The sequence below is a fragment of the Actinoplanes sp. 13 genome (assembly GCF_056134165.1).
Map to the genome: position 1 here is coordinate 306,451 of NZ_JBVYOQ010000003.1, position 18,155 is coordinate 324,605.

General features: G+C 71.2%; 18 protein-coding genes. 6 read left to right on the top strand and 12 right to left on the bottom strand.

What is annotated here, in order from left to right; genetic code table 11:
• Positions 1 to 6: 6 nt before the first annotated feature.
• The 8 genes from AC0NH5_RS09125 to AC0NH5_RS09160 all read right to left on the bottom strand — a co-directional run bounded on the left by AC0NH5_RS09125 (position 7) and on the right by AC0NH5_RS09160 (position 9,615).
• Complete coding sequence (locus AC0NH5_RS09125) at positions 7 to 2,253, bottom strand: rhamnogalacturonan lyase family protein (RefSeq protein ID WP_474401870.1); 2,247 nt, start codon at positions 2,251 to 2,253, stop codon at positions 7 to 9.
• A 70-nt stretch (positions 2,254 to 2,323) separates the two neighbouring features.
• Entirely contained in the window at positions 2,324 to 3,217 is an 894-nt protein-coding gene (locus AC0NH5_RS09130) for a carbohydrate ABC transporter permease (protein ID WP_474401872.1), read from the bottom strand.
• Between the two features lie 15 nt (positions 3,218 to 3,232).
• Positions 3,233 to 4,204 (bottom strand): ABC transporter permease, encoded by a 972-nt coding sequence (locus AC0NH5_RS09135; protein WP_474401874.1) that lies wholly within the window; start codon positions 4,202 to 4,204, stop codon positions 3,233 to 3,235.
• An 8-nt stretch (positions 4,205 to 4,212) separates the two neighbouring features.
• Positions 4,213 to 5,742: a type 2 periplasmic-binding domain-containing protein gene (locus AC0NH5_RS09140; protein ID WP_474401876.1), complete on the bottom strand. Its 1,530-nt coding sequence runs from the start codon at positions 5,740 to 5,742 to the stop codon at positions 4,213 to 4,215.
• The gene (locus AC0NH5_RS09145; RefSeq protein WP_474401878.1) at positions 5,739 to 6,413 is read right to left on the bottom strand and encodes a YesL family protein; all 675 of its coding nucleotides are present in this window, start codon (positions 6,411 to 6,413) and stop codon (positions 5,739 to 5,741) included. Before AC0NH5_RS09145 ends, AC0NH5_RS09140 begins: the two co-directional genes overlap by 4 nt.
• Before the next feature lie 144 nt (positions 6,414 to 6,557).
• Positions 6,558 to 6,977 carry an ATP-binding protein gene (locus tag AC0NH5_RS09150; RefSeq protein ID WP_474401881.1) on the bottom strand — a complete coding sequence of 140 codons (420 nt, stop codon included), beginning with the start codon at positions 6,975 to 6,977 and terminating at the stop codon, positions 6,558 to 6,560.
• Positions 6,977 to 7,327, bottom strand: coding sequence for an STAS domain-containing protein (locus AC0NH5_RS09155; RefSeq protein ID WP_474401883.1), 351 nt, complete (start codon positions 7,325 to 7,327; stop codon positions 6,977 to 6,979). Before AC0NH5_RS09155 ends, AC0NH5_RS09150 begins: the two co-directional genes overlap by 1 nt.
• Before the next feature lie 62 nt (positions 7,328 to 7,389).
• On the bottom strand, positions 7,390 to 9,615 hold the full coding sequence (locus tag AC0NH5_RS09160) for a SpoIIE family protein phosphatase (protein WP_474401885.1): 2,226 nt from the start codon (positions 9,613 to 9,615) through the stop codon (positions 7,390 to 7,392).
• Positions 9,616 to 9,637: 22 nt separating this feature from the next.
• On the opposite strand from AC0NH5_RS09160, the gene AC0NH5_RS09165 reads away from it, so the two are divergent.
• The 4 genes from AC0NH5_RS09165 to AC0NH5_RS09180 all read left to right on the top strand — a co-directional run bounded on the left by AC0NH5_RS09165 (position 9,638) and on the right by AC0NH5_RS09180 (position 12,653).
• Positions 9,638 to 9,928, top strand: a complete 291-nt coding sequence (locus tag AC0NH5_RS09165; protein WP_474401887.1) for an ATP-binding protein — start codon at positions 9,638 to 9,640, stop codon at positions 9,926 to 9,928.
• A 93-nt stretch (positions 9,929 to 10,021) separates the two neighbouring features.
• Complete coding sequence (locus AC0NH5_RS09170; RefSeq protein ID WP_474401890.1) at positions 10,022 to 10,828, top strand: SAM-dependent methyltransferase; 807 nt, start codon at positions 10,022 to 10,024, stop codon at positions 10,826 to 10,828.
• Between the two features lie 204 nt (positions 10,829 to 11,032).
• Positions 11,033 to 11,527, top strand: coding sequence for an NUDIX hydrolase (locus AC0NH5_RS09175; RefSeq protein ID WP_474401891.1), 495 nt, complete (start codon positions 11,033 to 11,035; stop codon positions 11,525 to 11,527).
• 466 nt (positions 11,528 to 11,993) lie between these two features.
• Positions 11,994 to 12,653, top strand: coding sequence for an MSMEG_1061 family FMN-dependent PPOX-type flavoprotein (locus AC0NH5_RS09180; RefSeq protein WP_474401894.1), 660 nt, complete (start codon positions 11,994 to 11,996; stop codon positions 12,651 to 12,653).
• A 10-nt stretch (positions 12,654 to 12,663) separates the two neighbouring features.
• On the opposite strand, the gene pdxR is transcribed toward AC0NH5_RS09180, so the two are convergent.
• Positions 12,664 to 14,040, bottom strand: coding sequence for a MocR-like pyridoxine biosynthesis transcription factor PdxR (gene pdxR, locus AC0NH5_RS09185; RefSeq protein ID WP_474401897.1), 1,377 nt, complete (start codon positions 14,038 to 14,040; stop codon positions 12,664 to 12,666).
• A 66-nt stretch (positions 14,041 to 14,106) separates the two neighbouring features.
• Between pdxR and AC0NH5_RS09190 the strand changes: the two genes are divergently transcribed.
• Complete coding sequence (locus AC0NH5_RS09190; protein WP_474401900.1) at positions 14,107 to 15,285, top strand: MFS transporter; 1,179 nt, start codon at positions 14,107 to 14,109, stop codon at positions 15,283 to 15,285.
• A gap of 1 nt (position 15,286) precedes the next feature.
• On the opposite strand, the gene AC0NH5_RS09195 is transcribed toward AC0NH5_RS09190, so the two are convergent.
• Positions 15,287 to 15,916, bottom strand: coding sequence for an isochorismatase family protein (locus AC0NH5_RS09195; RefSeq protein WP_474401902.1), 630 nt, complete (start codon positions 15,914 to 15,916; stop codon positions 15,287 to 15,289).
• A gap of 99 nt (positions 15,917 to 16,015) precedes the next feature.
• On the opposite strand from AC0NH5_RS09195, the gene AC0NH5_RS09200 reads away from it, so the two are divergent.
• Positions 16,016 to 16,993 carry a GlxA family transcriptional regulator gene (locus AC0NH5_RS09200; RefSeq protein WP_474401905.1) on the top strand — a complete coding sequence of 326 codons (978 nt, stop codon included), beginning with the start codon at positions 16,016 to 16,018 and terminating at the stop codon, positions 16,991 to 16,993.
• 9 nt (positions 16,994 to 17,002) lie between these two features.
• Here the strand turns inward: AC0NH5_RS09200 and AC0NH5_RS09205 are convergent, their stop codons facing one another.
• Positions 17,003 to 17,659, bottom strand: coding sequence for a TetR/AcrR family transcriptional regulator (locus tag AC0NH5_RS09205; protein ID WP_474401907.1), 657 nt, complete (start codon positions 17,657 to 17,659; stop codon positions 17,003 to 17,005).
• Positions 17,656 to 18,081, bottom strand: coding sequence for an ester cyclase (locus tag AC0NH5_RS09210; protein WP_474401909.1), 426 nt, complete (start codon positions 18,079 to 18,081; stop codon positions 17,656 to 17,658). The genes AC0NH5_RS09205 and AC0NH5_RS09210 overlap by 4 nt, the downstream gene beginning before the upstream one ends.
• Positions 18,082 to 18,155: the final 74 nt, after the last annotated feature.

An 18,155-nucleotide genomic window follows, 5' to 3' on the forward strand; every position in this document is an offset into this window, starting at 1 on the left:
CGGTGGTCAGCGGACGTGGATGTCGGGTCGCGGCGGGGTGGACATGCCGTCGCCGAGGAAGAAGCTCGGGTGCGGCGGCTGGTTGTAGGCGGTGTTCTGCCAGGCGACGGCCACCCGGTACTGAGGGTCGTGCAGCAGGGTGTAGATGCGGGTGCTGGTCGGGTTCGGGGTGCTGTAGACGCGCAGGGCGGCGTTGTCGTCGCGGGGCAGCACGATCTCCTCGCGCCAGTCGCCGAACAGGTCCCCGGACAGCGACGGGGTGGATTTGGTGCCGTTGATCGAGTGCGCGCCGGAGGCGGTGAGCAGGCGCGTGTCGCCGCCGGTGCCGTACTTGTCGACGTGGTTGCCGTCCAGCAGCTCGCGGACCGGGTCGGCGTCCCACCAGGCGAGGAAGTTGTAGCTGCCGGGGTTGCGGCCGACGCTGCTGCCGGCGGCGTTGAACAGGTTGGTCAGGCCGGTGCCACCGCCCCAGAACTCGGCGCCGGGGTTGCCGGCGTAGATGTCGCCGGCCACGCCGCGGGCCGGACCCTCACAGTTGCAGGTGTTGTTCTTCTGCATGATCACGGCGCCGGTCGAGGCGTCGCGCAGGGTGGCCGCGGCGCCGGAGCTCTGTTCGTGGATCTGCCAGATCTCCTTGCCGGTGCGGCCGGGCACGAAGTCACTGACGTGCAGGGCGTCGCCGTGGGCGTAGAAGTTGGTGGTGTAGCGGCCGGTGCCGTTGGCGTTGATCGTCATGCCGCCGTAGATGATCTCGTCGGTGCCGTTGCCGTCGACGTCGGCGACGGACAGCGAGTGGGCGCCCCGGCCGGTCCACTGGCTGCCGGCGCTGCTGGAGTCGAACTTCCACCGCATGGTGAGCTGCCCGTTGCGGAAGTCCCACGCCGCGAGGGTGCTCTTGGCGTAGTAGCCGCGGCCCATGATCAGGCTGGGTCGCTGCCCGTCGAGGTACGCGGTGCCGGCCAGGAACCGGTCGCCGCGGTTGCCGTAGTTGTCGCCCCAGTCGCTGATGTTGCCGCGCGCCGGCTGGAAGTTCACGGTGGACAGCACCGCGCCGGTGAGCCCGCTGAACATGGTCAGATATTCGGGGCCGGTCAGGATGTAGCCGTCGGCGTTGCGGTGGTTGGCGCCGGCGTTGCCGATGACCTGCCCGGTGCCCGAGACGGTGCCGTCGCCGGTCTTGACCGCGAGCTCGGCCCGGCCGTCACCGTCGTAGTCGTACACCTGGAACTGGGTGTAATGGGCGCCGGCCCGGATGTTGCGGCCGAGGTCGATACGCCACAGCCGCTGGCCGTTGACCCGGTAGGCGTCGATGTAGACGTTGCTGGTGACGCCGGACTGGGAGTTGTCCTTCTGGTCGCTCGGGTCCCACTTGAGGAACAGCTCGTACTGGCCGTCGCCGTCAGCATCGCCGACACTGGCGTCGCCGGCGGTGTAGTTGCTGCCCGGCCGGGAGATCGGCACGTCGAGGAAGTTGCCGCCACCGAACCGCAGCGAGGACTCGGACGCCGCCTGTTCCGCACCGTTCACCACGGCACGAACGGTGTAGGAGGCGTCAGCCGGAGCGCCGGCGTCCAGGAAGTTGGTCGAGTTGGTGATCGGCGCGGAGTTCACCCTGGTCGAGCCGCGGTAGACGTTGAACCCGGTGGTCGCGGCCTCATATCCGAACAGCCGCCACGACACCAGGTTGGCCGACCCGGACCGCACGCTGATCAGCCCACGGTTCAGGTCCTCCATCTGCCGTCCGGAGCTGGACGGCGGCTGGCTCGTGGGCGGCGCAGACGAGGGCGGTGCCGAGGAGGGCGGCGGCGCGCTCGTCGTGGGCCCACCGGTCGGCGGGACGGACCCCGTGCAGGGCGTGCCGTTGAGGACGAAGGCGCCGGGGATCGGGTTGCTGCCGGTCCAGGAGCCGTTGAACCCGAAGGTGGCGGTCGCGTTGGTGGCGATGCCGCCGTTGTGGCTCACATTGGTAGCGGTGACCTGCGCGCCGCTCTGGGTGACCTGGGCGTTCCAGGCCTGGGTGACCGTCTGCCCAGCGGTGTACGACCAGGTCAGCGTCCACCCGGCGATGGGGTCGCCGAGGTTGGTGACGGTGACGCCGGCGCCGAAGCCGCCCTGCCACTGATTGCTGATCGTGTAGTCGACGCGGCACCCGGCGGCGGCCGAGGCCACCGTCGCCGTGATGACGCCCGCACCGGTGACCGCCAGCGCGGCTCCGGCGGCGAACAGTGTCGCACCTTGTCTGCGAGAGAACATGTGGAGACTCCAAACCTGGGGATGGCGGGATCCGGGGGCTTCGGGGAAAGCCCGGGATCGTGCGGTGTCGTCACTCCTTGACGGAACCGATCAGGACTCCTTTCGCGAAGTGCTTCTGCAGGAACGGATAGACGAGCAGGATCGGCAGGGTGGCGATCACGACGACCGCGAACCGCACGCCCTGTTCCGGGAAGGCGGTCCCGGCCAGCGTGTCGAGCACGTTCGCCGAGTCCGCGTTCGGTGCGGTGAGCTGCCGGACCAGCACCTGCAACGTCCACTTGTCGCTGTCGGAGATGTAGAGCAGCGGCGACATGTAGTCGTTCCAGATGCCGACCGCGTAGAACAGCGAGAACGTGGCGATGATCGGCTTGGACAGCGGCAGCACGATGCGCAGGAACACGTCGAGGTCGTTGGCGCCGTCGATGCGGGCCGCCTCCTCCAGGGCTTCCGGCAGCGCCTGGAAGAACGTCTTCACGATGATCAGATAGAACGGGTTGATCGCCAGCGGCAGGATCAGCGCCCAGTACGAGTCGAGCAGCCCGAGGTCGCGCACCACCAGGTAGGTGGGGATCATGCCGCCGCTGAACACCAGCGTGAAGATCACCAGGTTGAGGACGAGCGTGCGGCCCGGCAGGCGGCCCTTCGACAGCGGGTACGCCATCGTGAGCGTCAGCGTGACCTGGACCAGCGTGCCGACGGCCGTCACCGCGACGGTGGTGAGCAGGGCGCGGACGAAGGTGTCGGTGCCGAAGACGAAGTCGTACGTGGTCGTGACGACCTTCTCCGGCCACAGGAAGAACGGCCGGGAGGCGATCTCGGCCTCGCCGGCGAACGAGCCGGCGAGCACGTACAGCAGCGGCAACACGGTCACTGCGGCGAGGCCGAGCAGGAACACGACGTTGAGAACGTCGAAGAGCCGGCTGCCCCGGGTGTCGTGGTGGCGGACTCTGCGGTCGACTGTCATGGTCGCTGGGCCTCCTCAGTACAGTCCGCGTTCGCCGAGGCGCTTGGCCAGCCAGTTCGAGCCGAAGATCAGGACCACGCCGATCAGGCCCTTGAACAGGCCCACCGCGGTGGAATAACTGAAGCTGCCCTGGGTGATGCCAACGAGGTACACGTAGGTGTCGAAGACCTCCGCCACCGAGCGGTTCAGCGACGTCGTCATCAGCCAGATCTGCTCGAAGCCGGTGTCCATCAGGTTGCCCGAGGCGAGGATGGCCATGACGACGATCGCCGGGCGGATCGCCGGCAGCGTGATGTGCCAGAACTGGCGCCACCGCCCGGCGCCGTCCACCCGTGCCGCCTCGTACAGCTGGGTGTCCACGGTCGCCAGCGCGGCCAGGTAGATGATCGTGCCCCAGCCGGTCAGCTTCCACAGCTGCTGGATCACGATGATCGGCCGGAACCAGGCCTCCTGCGCGACGTAGTCGAGCTTGCGGCCGCCCACCACCTGATGGATCACGTCGGCCAGCACCCCGTAGTCGACGGAGAGCAGCAGATAGGTCAGCGAGGCCACGATCGTCCAGGACAGGAAGTACGGGATGTAGATCATCGACTGCACCGCTCGTTTGACGATGCTGTTCCGGAGTTCGTTGAGCAGCAACGCCACCACGATCGGCGCCGGGAAGACGAAGACCAGCACGAGCAGCGCCAGAACCCCCGTGTTGATCATCAGCCGGGCGAAGTCGGGGCCGGTGAACAGCGCCTCGAAGTGCTTGAGGCCCACCCAGGGGCTGTCCGCGTACCCGAGGAAGGGCAGGTAGTCCTGGAACGCGATGGTCAGGCCGTACATCGGCAGGTATTTGAAGATCAGGAAGTACGCCAGGCCCGGCAGCAGCATCAGATAGAGCCACCGGTGACGCCAGAACCGGGCCGCGCGGGCGGCGGGCCGTACCGGCGGACCGGTTCGGGGCGTCTCCGGAGCCTTGCCGGGAGCGAGATCAGTGGCCATCGGGCGCGCTACTTGGCCAGTTCGTTGATCTCTTGCACGATCGCGGTGCCGCCGCCGTCGTACCATCGCTGGATCTCGGCCCGCAGCTGGTCCTCGGTGATCGTGCCGGACAGGTACTTGACGCGGGCGTCCGGGATGATCGGATCGAGCGTGGCGCCCTTCGCGACCTGGGTCGGGGCGAGCATCCCCTGCGCCGGGTTGTGCACCGCGGTCCGCAGGTCCTCCTCCATCAGCGGGGTGAAGCGCTCGAGCAGCCGGCGCTTCGGCTCCTCGGCCGGCTTCCACGGATACGTCTCCACCCCGAGACTGCGCCGGGTGCCCAGCTGCACGAAGGCGTTCTGCACGTCGTTCTGGACCATCTTCACGGCCGGGTCGTCCTGGTTGACCGGGACCGCGTACTCACCCTGCAGTTCGTAGTTGCGTCCGGCGATGCCGTTGGTCAGCAGCGCCGTGCCCTCCGGGGACTGGAGCTTGTCCAGCACCTGGAGCAGCTGGTCCAGCTGTTCCTCGGTGCGGATGCGCTGCTTCGAGATCGCCAGCGAGTCGCGGTACCCGGTGAACGGCGCGGAGAACTTCCGGCCGTCGGCCCGCTTCAGGTTGCCGACGATCGTCACCTTGTCGGCGTCCTTCGGGTCCTTCTCCTTGAACAGGTCGAACAGCTGGGTGGAGCGCAGGTTGACGTCGATGATGATGCCGCCCTTGCCCTGGACGAACGGATCCATCCAGTTGGCCGTGTCCAGCGTCGCGAAGTCGGGATTGACCAGGCCCTCGTCGATCCACTTCTTCAGCTCACGGTTGGCCGTGCGGAACTCCTCGGTGTCGAACCCGGGCACCAGCTTGCCGCCGCGGTCGCCCCAGCCGTTGGGCGCGCCGAACCACGTCTCGAACACGTCGTACGGGCTGGAGCTCGCGTAGGCGGCGGTCCACTTCGGAATGATCAGGCCGTACGTGTCCTTCTTGCCGTTGCCGTCCGGGTCCTGCTCGGTGAACGCCTTGGCGACCCGGTAGAGGTCGGGCACCGACTCCGGCTCGGGCAGGCCCACCTTCGCCAGCCAGTCCTTGCGGATCGAGACGGCGGAGCGCAGCAGTGGACGTACCCGGTAGATGCTCAGGGTCTTGCCGTTGACCTCGACGTTGCGGGCGGTCTGCGGATCGGCCGGCCGCAGATGCGGATATCTGTCGAGCTTGCCGGTCAGATCCCAGAAGGCGCCGGCCTCGGCGGTCCGCACGAAGGCCGGCGCCTTCTCGTTGACGACCATGACGTCCGGGATGTCGTTGGACCCGAGCGTCACGTTGACCTTGTCGGGGTAGTCGGCGTTCGGCACCCATGTGACGGCGAGCTTCTTGCCGATCAGCGTCTCGACGGCCTTGTGGATCTCACCGTTCGGATCGGGGGCGGTGCCGAACAACGGCGCCATCACGGTGATCGTGTCGAGTGAGGCCGTCGTGTCGTCGTCACCGCAGGCGGTGAGGGCGAGGGCCGCGGTGAGCGAGAGCGCGCCGGCCAGCAGCCGGCGGCGTGCGGTGTTCGTCGTCATCGGTTCCGTTCCGCTCGTAGACGCGCCTCGTTCTCGGCGAACAGGCGCAGGCAAAGCCAGGTGTTCAGCTGGATCCAGCCGCCGGCCGCGACGGCCGGCAGAAGGAACGGGAACGCCACGCAGGCGTACGCGGCCGCGGTCATCACGAACACCAGCAGGACGGACGCCGCCGGCCGGGTGAGGGCGAACAACGAGGCCTTGGAAAAGCAAGCGGCGGTACGCACGTCGTAGTGCACCGCCATCGGCAGCAGATAGGCCGTCACCACCGCGGTGGCCGCCAGGGCGGCGAGGGTGACCAGCGCAGGCACCCTGGCGGCATCGCCCATCGCGGCGAACCACACATAGTTCGTCACCAGGAAAGCGCTTGCCCCGACGGGCGGCAGAACGAGCGCGGTGCCCCGGAGGAAGTTCCGCCGGCAGGAGACGACGAACGCGGGCCACATTCGAAACGTTTCATCCATGGCGTGCCTGCGGGCCAGATCGTACGCGGCGAAGGTGGCCGGGCCGATGCCCAGCAGACCGAGACCGGCAACCGTGAACAGCCACCAGAGCAGGTTCAGCTTCGCCGCCCAGAGCACCTCGTCAGCGGCCTCGTACAGCCTGATCACCAGAGGCTGCGCGGGCCTGATGGCCGGCCTGCCGAGAAGGCCCTGCACAGCATGCCCTCGCATGACCATCCCCTCCGCGATCGGCGCACACCGCCCAACCACTATGGGAACGCTCCCAGCTGGTGGGTTGTCAGACAGTGTTGCGATTCAATCGAAGGATGTCAATCGGTGTTCGCTGATGTGCGGTTGCCGGGACCCGGTCGGCGCTCAGGAGGCTTCTTCCCGGCGCGACCCGATCACGAAGGCCATCCGCACGATGGTGCCGGCCTCGCCGGCCATGGCGGTCACCTCGTCACACAGGCGCTCGACGATCGGGAGTCCGCGCCCGCCCACCGCGTCCCGGGCCGGCATGGCGCGGCCGAAGGCACGCATCGGCCCGCTGTCGACGACGTCGCAGAACAACCGGCCGTCATCCGCCCAGATCCGCACCTCGCCACCGCCGGCGGTGTGCTGCAGGGTGTTGGTGACCAGCTCGCTGACACACAGGGTGAGACAGCCGGCCCGTTCCGGATCCAGTCCCAGCCGCAGGGCGCGCAGGTGCACGAACGCGCGGACAGTCGGCAGATCGGCGACAGCACTGTAGGCGAAGGTGTCGCCGCGGCGCAGTGCGGGATGCGGTTCGCTCATCATGAGGCTTCTGGTGCGGGGGTACGTGAACCGTCTGTTCCGGTGGGTGGCCGCAGCAGCTCGATGACGCCGGTGATCTCCAGGATCGTCGCGACGGTGCCGGTGGCGTTGACCACGTGCAGGGCGCCGGCCCGGCCGCGCGCGGCCTGGTGCGCGGACACCAGCGCGTGCAGCCCGCTGGAATCCAGGAACCGCACGTCCGCGAGATCGACGACGACCAGCGGGACGGCCTCCACCGCGGCCCGCAGAGTTGCCGTCATCTCGTCGCGACTGCGCAGGTCGCAATCGCCGGCCACGGACAGGATGATCTTCTCCTGATCCGCGGTGGTCCGTACCTGGAAATCCGACATGACGGGCCGCGCGGCTCCCTTCCCGGGAGTGAGATGAGAACGCCAGTGAATCGTCGTCAGCATCATGGGCGTGCGGCGTTGCTGTCAACCGCGCGGCCGGGCTGGTCGGACGGGGTGGCGGCAGCCGCCTCCGCGACGTGCGCCTGCGTGAACCGGACGCACAGGACCACGGTGTCGTCGTCGAGCGGCTCATCACCGGCCATGTGCCGCAAGAGGTGGTCGCACAACGCCTCGGCGTCCGGCAGGCCCGAGGTCGCCGCCGCGTCGGCGAGCCGCCGCAGGCGGTCCGCGACGTGCTCACCGTGACGCTCGATGAGGCCGTCGGTGTACCAGACCAGGACGGCCGACTCGGGCATGACCCGGGTGCTCTGCCGGCGGCCGGCCCGGCCGACCCCGAGCGGCAACGACCGGCCCTCCCACAGGAACTCCGCACCGGCGTCGGTGACCAGCAGCGGCGGCATGTGCCCCGCGCACGCGTAGCGCAGCAGCCGGGAAGCGGGATCGTAGTCGGCGAACCCGACGGTGGTCATCGCCGCGTCGGCGATGAGCATGCTGGCCCGGTCCAGATCCTCGAGCACCTCGGCGGGTCCGGCCCCGGTCTGTGCGACGATCCGCACCGCTGACTGCAGCCGCGCCATCGCGGCGGCCGCGGCCAGGTGATGCCCCACCACGTCGCCGACGGCCAGCCCGACCCGGCCGCCCGGCAGCGGGAACACGTCGTACCAGTCGCCGCCGACCTGATGGGCCACGTCGGCCGGGCGATAGACGGCGCCGACCCGGATTCCCGGCAGGCCGTCGGACAGCACCGGCAACAGCGCCCGCTGCAGCTGCTGGGCGGCGTCCAGCTCCCGCTCGTAGTGCTGCGCCCGGCGCAGGGCCTGCCCGGTGAGACTGGCCAGCGCACCGGCGAAGGCCAGGACGTCGGCGTCCACGCCGTGCTCCCGATGGAAGCTGAACGACAACGAGCCCAGCGGGGTCCCGTCCTCCGCACGGACCGGGACGCAGACACTGCTGTGGATGTCGAGCGCCCGGTACGCCTGCGCCAGGTGCGGGTAGGCCGCCGCGACGTCGTCCCAGCTCTGATGGACCACCGGCCGCCCGGTGCGGATCGCGTCGGTGTGCGGGGTGGCGTCGTCCAGCCGCATCCGCTGATAACGCTCGGCCAGGTCGGCGGGCCGCGGCGTGGCCCACATGACGATCGTGTCGTCGTCGGGACCGATGATCCCGACACTGCCGTGATCGGCGAGCAGGCCGATGCCCTCCCGCACGATGGCCTCGGCGATCGCGTCCGAGGTGCCGGCCTTCGCCAGATCCGTCGTCAGCACCTGCAGCGCGTGCAGCCGCAACCGGGCGGCCCGCTCGATCGAGGTGTCCCGCCGGGCACGGTCCCGTTCGGCCGCGCCGACCGCGAGGAACCAGGCGCCCAGAATCGTGGTGGCCAGGAACACCTGCAGGGTCAGCGTCTTCACCTGGTCGGAGGAGTCCAGCGCCGCCCACGGGCCGTGGCCGGTGGCGGTCATCAGGTTCGCCGCCACCGTGGTCGCCATCCCGGCGCTCAGCGTGACCATCAGCGGCTGGCTGAACGCCAGCAGGAACAGCACCGGGATCGGCAGATAGAACAGCGGCACGTCGTGCGGCCAGAACCCGATCACCGTCGCGGCCGCCGCCGCCCCGGCGCCCAGCACCCAGCGGTCCCAGCGTGGCCGTTGCCCGCGGCTGTAATACCAGGTCAGCACGCACCCGGCCACGGTCAGCACACCCGTGGCGTCGCCCGCCCAGAACGACAGGAACGACTGGGGCCACGAGTGGCCGGGCCCGGCCGCGAGCGTCGTGGCGCCGATCAGGGCGCCGACCACCGGGGCGGCGCCGACACAACAGCCCAGGAACGTCACCAGGGTCCGGCGCTGCAGCAGGTTGACGTCGCCGGTCACGTACCGGCGCAGCAGCAGGGCCCCGACCAGGGGCTCCGCCGTGTTGGCCAGCGCGAAGCCCCACACCCACCGCGGCGACAAGCCGTTGGACACGTCCACCACGATCTCGGTGACCGCCACCGCCGCCAGGATCCACGGCCACCGCCGGCGCGGGTTCAGCACCAGAGCCGACAGGGTGACACCGGCCGGGAGGAACAGCACCACGATCGACGGCGCCCCGAAGCCGAGGAAGGCCAGCGACGCGCCCGCCGCGTAGGCGAGCATCACCACGCCCAGGACCAGCCACAGCGGCCACGGGCGCACCGACGAGGCGCGACCGGCTGTGCCGGTCGTGTCGTCGAGCACGGTCGCAGACATCGGGGCTCCACGGCTGGGCGTGATGGTGCGGCTCACGCTACGGCAGACCGGGCACACCGGGAATCACCTGCCCCCACGCCGCGGTTCTCCCTCGCCTGTCGGCCCGGAACCCGCTCACAGAGTCCTGTCCCGTGTTTGGCTCACAAGGCTCCACCGCTGCAGCGAGACCCGCGAACGGCGCATCCCCGGCGCCGGACTCGGCCTGGCGATCAGCCGGGCGATCATCGAACGCCACCACGGCAGCATTCAGTACATTCCCGGCGAAATACCGGGCACCCGGATCAGTGTCCGCCTGCCCGCCGTCCGGTCCTGACCTCTCCCGGGGGACGCGCGTCCTTTGTGGATCGGTCTATGCTGGCGCCGAATCATCGGATGCCCGGAGTCACAGTCGACCGGGAGTCATGGGATGCCGGAGGAAACACGCGTGCCGAACGACGAGCAGCAGCACCCGACGCTGGACACCTCCGTCCCGCAGACCGCACGGATCTGGAACTATCTGCTGGGCGGCAAGGACAACTTCGCCGCGGACCGGGAAGTCGGCGACCAGATCCTCGTCGGCCAGCCGGCGCTCGCCGAGAACGCCCGCCTCAGCCGGGCCTTCCTCGTGCGCGCCGTGCGCTACCTGGCCGGTGAGGCCGGCGTGCGCCAGTTCCTCGACGTCGGGACCGGCCTGCCCACCGCCAACAACACCCACGAAGTGGCCCAGTCCGTGGCCCCCGAGAGCCGCATCGTCTACGTCGACAACGACCCGCTCGTCCTCACACACGCGCGCGCGCTGCTCACCAGCCACCCCTCGGGCGCCACCGACTACATCGACGCCGACATGCACGACATGGACCTGGTGCTGCGCGAGGCCGGCCGCACGCTCGACTTCTCCCAGCCGGTGGCGGTCCTGTTCATGGGCGTCCTCGGCCACGTCGAGGACGACGCCGTCGCGCGGGCCATGGTGCGCAAGGCCATCGACGCCGTGCCGTCCGGCAGCTATCTGGCCCTCTACGACGGGACGGACATCTCCCCCGAGGTCGTCGAGGCGGCGCGCATCTGGAACGAGTCCGCGGCCCTGCCGTACCACCTGCGCAGCCCGGAACGCCTGGGACAGCTCCTTGAGGGTCTCGAACTGGTCGACCCTGGAGTGGTGTCGGTGACCCGGTGGCGGCCGGATTCGGAGGAGCGGGAGATCGATCAGTATTGTGCGGTCGCTCGCAAGCCGTGAACGGTGCCCGGTGTCCCTGACGGGACCGCTTCGCCTGCGATCTTTGCCTCCGGCGGGAATTCCCCCACCACCTGAGGGCGCTGAGCCGGCGCTGGCGCATGGTCCCGGCCGAAGGATCATGCGTGGTCCCGCACCGACAGGGCGGCGCGGCCGCCGGCACCGATGAGGCACGCGGACCGGCGCTCTTCACCGAGAATGCTCGATGTGTCCTCACTGAATCTGCGTCACTCGGTCCGCGCGATCATCCTCACCGACGACGAGCGTGTCCTGCTCTGCAGGCATCTCCTCGCCGATCCGCCCGGAACAGCGGTGTGGGCGCCACCGGGCGGTGGGATCGAGACGGGCGAGACGCCTCTGGCAGCGCTTCGCCGGGAACTGCGCGAGGAAGTGGGGCTCGCCCTCGACGCCGAGCCACCCCACGTGTGGCACCGGACGGTGATCGCCCCTGGCCATGTGCCGGGACACGACGGGGCGATCAACGACTACTTTCTGGTACGGACCTCGGCGTTCCCGCCGCGGGGCACGATGTCCGCCGAGGAGCTCGCCGAGGAGAACATCGCCGAGCTGCGGTGGTGGCCGGTGCGGGAGATCGCCGGCTATCGCGGCCCCGACCTGTTCGGGCCGCGCGGCCTCGCCACACTGCTCGCATCGCTGATCGCTGACGGCGTTCCGGCGGAACCGATCCCGCTCACCTGGTGAGCCCGCCCGCTCGGCGGCCGCGCCCATCGAATCTTCTGGGTCGCTGCCTGAGGACGAGCCGGCGCGAACGACCGGATCGTTGGGGGGCCGACGCGGCCGCCCGGCGCTGCCCAGACCAGAGGCCGGTCCGGCACGGCCTCGCCGCGCCCCGAGTCGTTGGTGACGGTCAGTGGCACCAGTTCGGGCCCGGCGGCGCTCGCGGTGGGGGCCACCGCCGCGACACCTGCGACAGCGACGGCCGCCACGGCGGCTCGGAGCAGGGATCCGCGGTTCAGGCGCACATGCACTCCACGGTGCGGCCCCCTGGTGGCACGGGCCTGGCGAGCCGGGGTCCCGCGCCGGCCGGGCGCTTCGGAGGCGGACAGGGAAGGGGGATGCGCCCGACCGTGACGCTCCGGTCGAGGGCGAGCTCACTCAGCGTCGCGAGGGGCTGCTGCCGCCGGTACCGTCGATTAGGGTCGGCGGCATGAAACCAGCACTTGATGCCAGTGCCTTCGACTCGCTGCGTCTCGACGCTGTGCCGGACCAGGAGGCGCTGCGCCGGGTCTACGAGCATCCCACCGAGGCGGCCGTGCGGAAGCAGATGACCGACCTCACCGAGGAGGCCCGCCGGCTGATCGCGTGCGCGTCGCTGGTCCTGATCGCCAGCGTGGACGACCGCGGCAACTGTGACGTCACCCCGCGCGGCGGCCCCGCCGGGTTCGTCTCGATCCTGGACGCGCGGACCGTGGCGATCCCGGACGCGACCGGCAACAAGCGTCTGGACACTCTGCAGAACGTCATCGCCACCGGGCGGGCCGGGCTGCTGTTCGTCATCCCGGGACGCGCCACGACGCTCCGGGCGAACGGCCGGGCCTGCGTCTCCACCCGCCCCGAGCTGCTGTCCCAGCTGACCGCCGTGGGCAAGCCGCCGGCCAGCGCGCTGGTGGTGGGCATCGAGGAGGTCTACCCGCACTGCCCGAAGGCGCTGCTGCGCGGCGGGGTCTGGAAGCCGGAGCAGTGGCTGCCGGCCGACGCCCAGCCCACCTCCGCCGAGGTGACACTGGCCCAGCTGCGGATGCCCGGCCTGACGATCGCCGACATCGAGCAGCGGGAGGCGGACGCGCTGAAGTACCGGTACGAGTAACGGGCGCCTGTCAGCCCCGGACCACGCGGGCGAGCTCGTGCACGCCGTCGCGGATCCGGGCCTCGGACATCTGCGCGTACCCGAGGATCAGGGTGGCCGGATGATCCCGGCCGGACCGGTAGTCGGCCAGGGTACCGAGCCCGATCCCGGCCGCTTCGGCGGCCGCACGGATGGCGGCCTCGTCACCGGGCAGCTCGACGGTGACGTGCAGCCCGGCCGCGATGCCGCGCACCCGGGCGGCGGGCAGCTCGGCGGCCAGCGCCGCGATCATCACGTCCCGGCGGGCGCGGTAGCGCAGCCGCATCCGGCGCAGATGCCGGTCCAGGTCGCCGCGGTCCAGGAAGCGGGCGAACGCCAGCTGTTCGATCCGGGCGGTGCCCTGGTCCGACAGCATCCGCTCGTGCCGGATGCCCGCGGCCAGCGCGGGTGGCACGACAGTCCAGCCGAGGCGCAGGGCCGGCGCGAGGACCTTGCTGGCCGTTCCGGCGTACACCACACGGTCGGGGTCCAGGCCTTGCAGCGCGCCCACCGCCGGCCGGTCGTAGCGGTACTCGGCGTCGTAGTCGTCCTCGATCGCCACCGCGTCGTGCTGCCGGAGCCAGGCGATCAGCGAGGCACGGCGCTCCGGCGCGAGCACCACGCCGGTGGGGTGCTGATGGGCCGGGGTCAGCACCACCGCCTGCACGTCCGCGGCGTCCAGCAGATCCACCCGAAGACCACGATCATCAACGGGTACGCGCACCGGCTCCAGCCCGGCCCGGGCCGCGATGTGGTCCTCCTCCCCGCTGCTCGGGTCCTCCAGCGCGATCCGCCGGGCGCCGCGGGCGGCCAGGGCCCGGCAGACCAGCCCCAGGCCCGGCAGGTAGCCGTTGGTCACGACCACGCACGCCGGCTCGGCGACCACGCCGCGGACCCGGCCCAGGTACCCGGCGAGGCTCTCACGCAGCGCGTCCACGCCGAACGGGTCGCCGTACCCCAGATCGGCGGCGGTGATCCCCATGACCGCGTCGTGCAGACACCGGGCCCAGGCCTCGCGCGGGAACGCGGAGACGTCCGGGCGGGCCGGCCGGAAGTCGAAACGGATCGGCGGCGGCGCGGTCGTCGCCGGCCGGGATCGCGGCCGGCCGGCGGGCAAGCGGAACGGGCCGTCGGCCACCCGGGGCCGGGCGCCCTGCCGCAGCGTCAGATAGCCCTCGGCGGCGAGCTGGGCGTACGCGTCGACGACCACTTTGCGGTTGATCCCGAGCTGCGCCGCGAGGTCACGGGTGGACGGGACCGGGGTGGCGGCACGCAGGCTGCCGTCCCGGATCGCGGCGCGGAACTGCCCCTCGATCTGGGTCCGCAGGGTGCCCGGCCGGTCCCGCGACACGGTGAGCAGGAACTCCAACTGGACCCCTCTCTCCGCATCTGACTGGAACTGTTTTTCGGACCAGTCAGCGCCCAGCGTAAAGGCATGCTCTTCGCCACGTCGGTCCTCGCCCGCCTGCCCCTCGCCACCTTCAGCCTCGGCGTCCTGGTGCACGCCGAACAGCTCACCGGGTCGTACGCCGCCGCCGGAGCCACCGCGGGCGCGCTCGCCGTGGCGCAGGGCGCCGGCGGCCCGCTGCTGGGCCGCCTGGTCGACCGGCGGGGGCAGACCGTCGTGCTGCTCGGCTCGGCACTGACCGCCGCCGCGGCGCTCAGCACCATGGCAGCGGTCCCGGACGACGTCCCGCTGGGCGTCCTGATGCTGCTGGCGGCGCTGATCGGGCTGGCCACCCCGCCGGTCGGCGCCTGCCTGCGCACCCTCATCCCGCTGCTGCGGCCGGGCGCGGTGCAGCAACGGCGGGCGTACGCGGTGGACGCGGCAGCCACCGAACTGACCTGGGTCTCCGGCCCGCCGCTCGCCCTGGGCGTGGGCACCCTGGCCGGATCGGGCACCGCGCTCACCGCGGCCGGCGTGGTGCTCGTCCTCGCCACCACCCTGTTCGCCCTCTCCCCCGCCTCCCGGAACTGGCGTCCCCGGCCGGTCACCCGGACCCGCCGCGGCAGCGCCCTGGCCTCGCCGGCGCTGCGCGTGCTGATCACCGTGCTCGGCGGGGTGGGCGTCCTGTTCGGCGCCACCGAGGTGGCGGTGACCGCGGCGGCCGGTCCGGCGGCCGGGCTCATGCTCGGCCTCTGGGGGGCCGGCTCCCTCGCCGGCGGGGTGGTGGCGGCCCGGCTCGGCGGCGGCGCGGCGGCCGGCCGCGGCTTCACCCTGCTGCTGGCCGCGCTCGGTGCCGGCCACCTGCTGCTGATCACGGCGTCGGCCGCCCCGCTCGCGTTCGCGGTGACGATGGTGGTGGCCGGCTCGATGATCGCGCCGATCCTGGCCAGTTCGTACGCCATGGTCGACGGCGCCGCCCCGGCCGGCACCACCACCGAGGCGTTCGCCTGGCTGGCCACCGCGACCGCGGTCGGCACGTCGATCGGCGCCGCCGCCGGCGGGGCGCTGGTCGACGCGGCCGGGCCGGGCGCCGCGTTCACCCTGGCGGGCGCCGCGGCACTGTTGGCCGCGGCGGTGTCGGCGGCGCGCATCACGCCGGCCAAGGCTCCGGAAGCAGCCGGCCAGGTCGCCCGCGACGGGCAGCAGGTCTCGCTGGATCAGCCGTAGATCACGCCTGGCCGGCGCGCTGCGCACCCGTCACGGCGGAGGCACCGAGGTCGGGCCTGGGCAGCGGCTGCTTCGCGGCGACAGCGCCGGCCCAGGTCACGGTGTCGGCGACGGCCGCGAAGTTCGAGTTGAACAGGGCCATCAGCGTCGTGTGCACCGTCTTGGCGTCGGCGAAGCCGGCCCCGTTGGCGATGTTGATCGCGCCGGTGGCGTCGGAGAGCACCTCGGCGGCCAGCCCGTGGGTCTCGGCCTCGGCGGCGGAGGCCAGCACACAGTTGTTGGTCATGTAGCCGACGAGGGTGATGGTGTCGATGTCGCGGTCCCGCAGCCACGCGAGCAGGTCGGTGCCGGCGAACACGGTGCCGTACTGCTTCACGATCGGCTTCCACTCGTCCGTGCGGCGGTTCTCGATCTCCGGGTGCAGTTGGAAGCCGGGCCGGGTGGGGTTGAACACGGGCGCGTCCTCGCCCATCGTGTGCTGCACCACGACGACGGGGAGGCCCGTATCGGTGGCCGTGTCGATCGCCTGCGCGATCCGCGGCAGCGAGTCGGTGTGCGGCGGGTACTGGATCTCCAGCGGGCCACCGAAGTACTCCTGCTGCACATCGACGATGACGAGGGCGCGGTTCATGGCGAGTGTGCTCCTTGGTGTCGGGGACGGCATCACCTCGAGTGTGCGGGCGGGACGCGGCGCGGACCATTGGCACACGTGCGGCGTTACGATGGTTTCGTGCCAACCTCCGGGGACGCCGTGCGCATCGCTGTCTACGCCTTCGACGGCGTCACGATGTTCCACCTGTCCGTGCCGCAGCTCGTCTTCGACGAGGTCACGCGCCAAGGCCTCGGCGACTGGAGGACGGTGCTCTTCGCCGGCCGGGCCGGGTCGATCCGGACCGCTGAGGGCTACCCCATCGGTGAGGTGCTGGGCCCTGCGGCGGCCGAGGAAGCCGACGTGGTGGTCGTGCCGTCCTGGTTCGAGGACGGTCGCGCCACCGATCCGGCACTGCGGCGAACCCTGACGAGAGCCCACGACCGCGGCGCCACGATCGCCGGGCTGTGTCTCGGGGCCGTCGCCGTCGCCGATGCGGGCCTGCTGTCGCGGCGCACCGCGGTGACGCACTGGCAGGCCGTCGACATGCTCGCCGCCCGGCACCGCGACATCGACGTGGACGCCTCCGTGCTGTACATCGACCACGGCGACGTGCTGACCTCCGCGGGCACCGCCTCCGCACTCGACGCCTGCCTGCACCTGGTGCGCGGGAGGCTCGGCGCCGCTGCCGCCAACCGGGTCGCCCGAAGCCTGGTGGTGGCCCCACATCGTGAGGGCGGGCAGGCGCAGTACATCGAACGGCCGCTCCCCGAGCAGACGGTGAACGATCCGATCGGTGCCGTGCTCGACTGGGCGCTGCGGCACCTGGCGGAACCCCTGCCGGTCGAGCGGCTGGCCGGCGTCGCCCACCTGAGCCGGCGCACCTTCATCCGGGCATTTCAGGCCGCCACCGGGGTCACGCCGGCGGTCTGGGTGCGGCACCGGCGCCTCGACGAGGCGCGCCGGCTGCTGGAGTCGACCGACCTGCCGATCGACCAGGTCGCGGCCGCCTGCGGCTTCGGCAGCACGGTCACCCTGCGGCAGTCCTTCGCGGCGGCCTTCGCCACCTCACCGTCGGAGTACCGCCGGCGCTTCGACGCCCGCACCGCAGGCCCTTGATCTGCGGGCTCAGCCCGGGGGTAGCAGCGCGTGGGCCACCGTGTCGGTCAGCCAGGCCTCGTACCGGTCGAGACTCCACCCCCGCTGATGAACCAGTCGAAGGGGAACGTCCGGCGAGGTCAGCGTCCACAGGAGATCGGCCGCCTCGCCGGGGGTCAGGCCGGCCCGCAGACCGAATCGTTCGTGCAGGAGGGCGACGATGGCGGTGGTGCCGGTGGCGCGTTCTTCCTCGATCGTGTCGAGAAAGGCGCGGACCTCGGGGTCGCCGGCCGCTCCCTCGGCGAACATCAGCGGCAACAGCGGGCCCGCCCGTTCGTACATGTCCCGGCCCAGGCGGGCATAGAGCGCGAGGAACCGGCGGGGCTCGGTCGCCGCCCGCATCGCCCGCACAGTCGGCCGCTGCATGATCGGGATGGGCTCGTCGTCACCGGCCAGCAGAGTGTCGTAGACGGCCTTGAGGATTGCCGCCTTGCCGCCGACCGCGTTGTAGACCGTCTGCACGCTCACCCCGGCCCGGCCGGCGATCGCCTCGATCGTCGCGCCGGCGTAGCCCCGGCGCAGCAGCAGCTGCCGGGCGGCGTCCAGGATCCGCTGCCGGGTGGCGCGGCGCTGCTCGGCCCTGATCTCACTCGAATACCGCCGGGCAGCCGCCACGCCTCTGGTCACCGCATCGCGACAGGCTCGGGCGTCGGGAGGGCCCCGACCTGCCACAGCATGCTGAGTTCGTCGCGCACGCCCCAATGCTCGACCAGCACGCCACCGGCCTGCCGGTAGAGGTGCATGGTCGGCATCGCGTACGGCCGGCCGGTCGCGGGGAAGCCGAGATGATCGCTGTTGTGGAATCCGTGGGCGGTGGCCCGGACGGCGACCTTGTCGCCGGCCGCGACCACGTCGTGCACCTCGTACCGCAACCGCAGCACCTCGCTGAGGAAGCCGAGGATCCGCAGGTAGCCGGCGCGGCCCTGCGGCGCCCACGGCGGCGCGCCGTGGTCGACGAAGTCCTCGGCGACCAACGGGCCGGCGCGTTCGACGTCGCCGGCGGACAACGCGTCCAGCAGCTGGCGGGCGAGTTTCTCAGTAACGTTCATGGGTTCCCCTCCGTAACGGTCCGGTGGAACCACGCTCCACCGCATCGTAGGGGACGGGCAATCTCGCTGGAGAG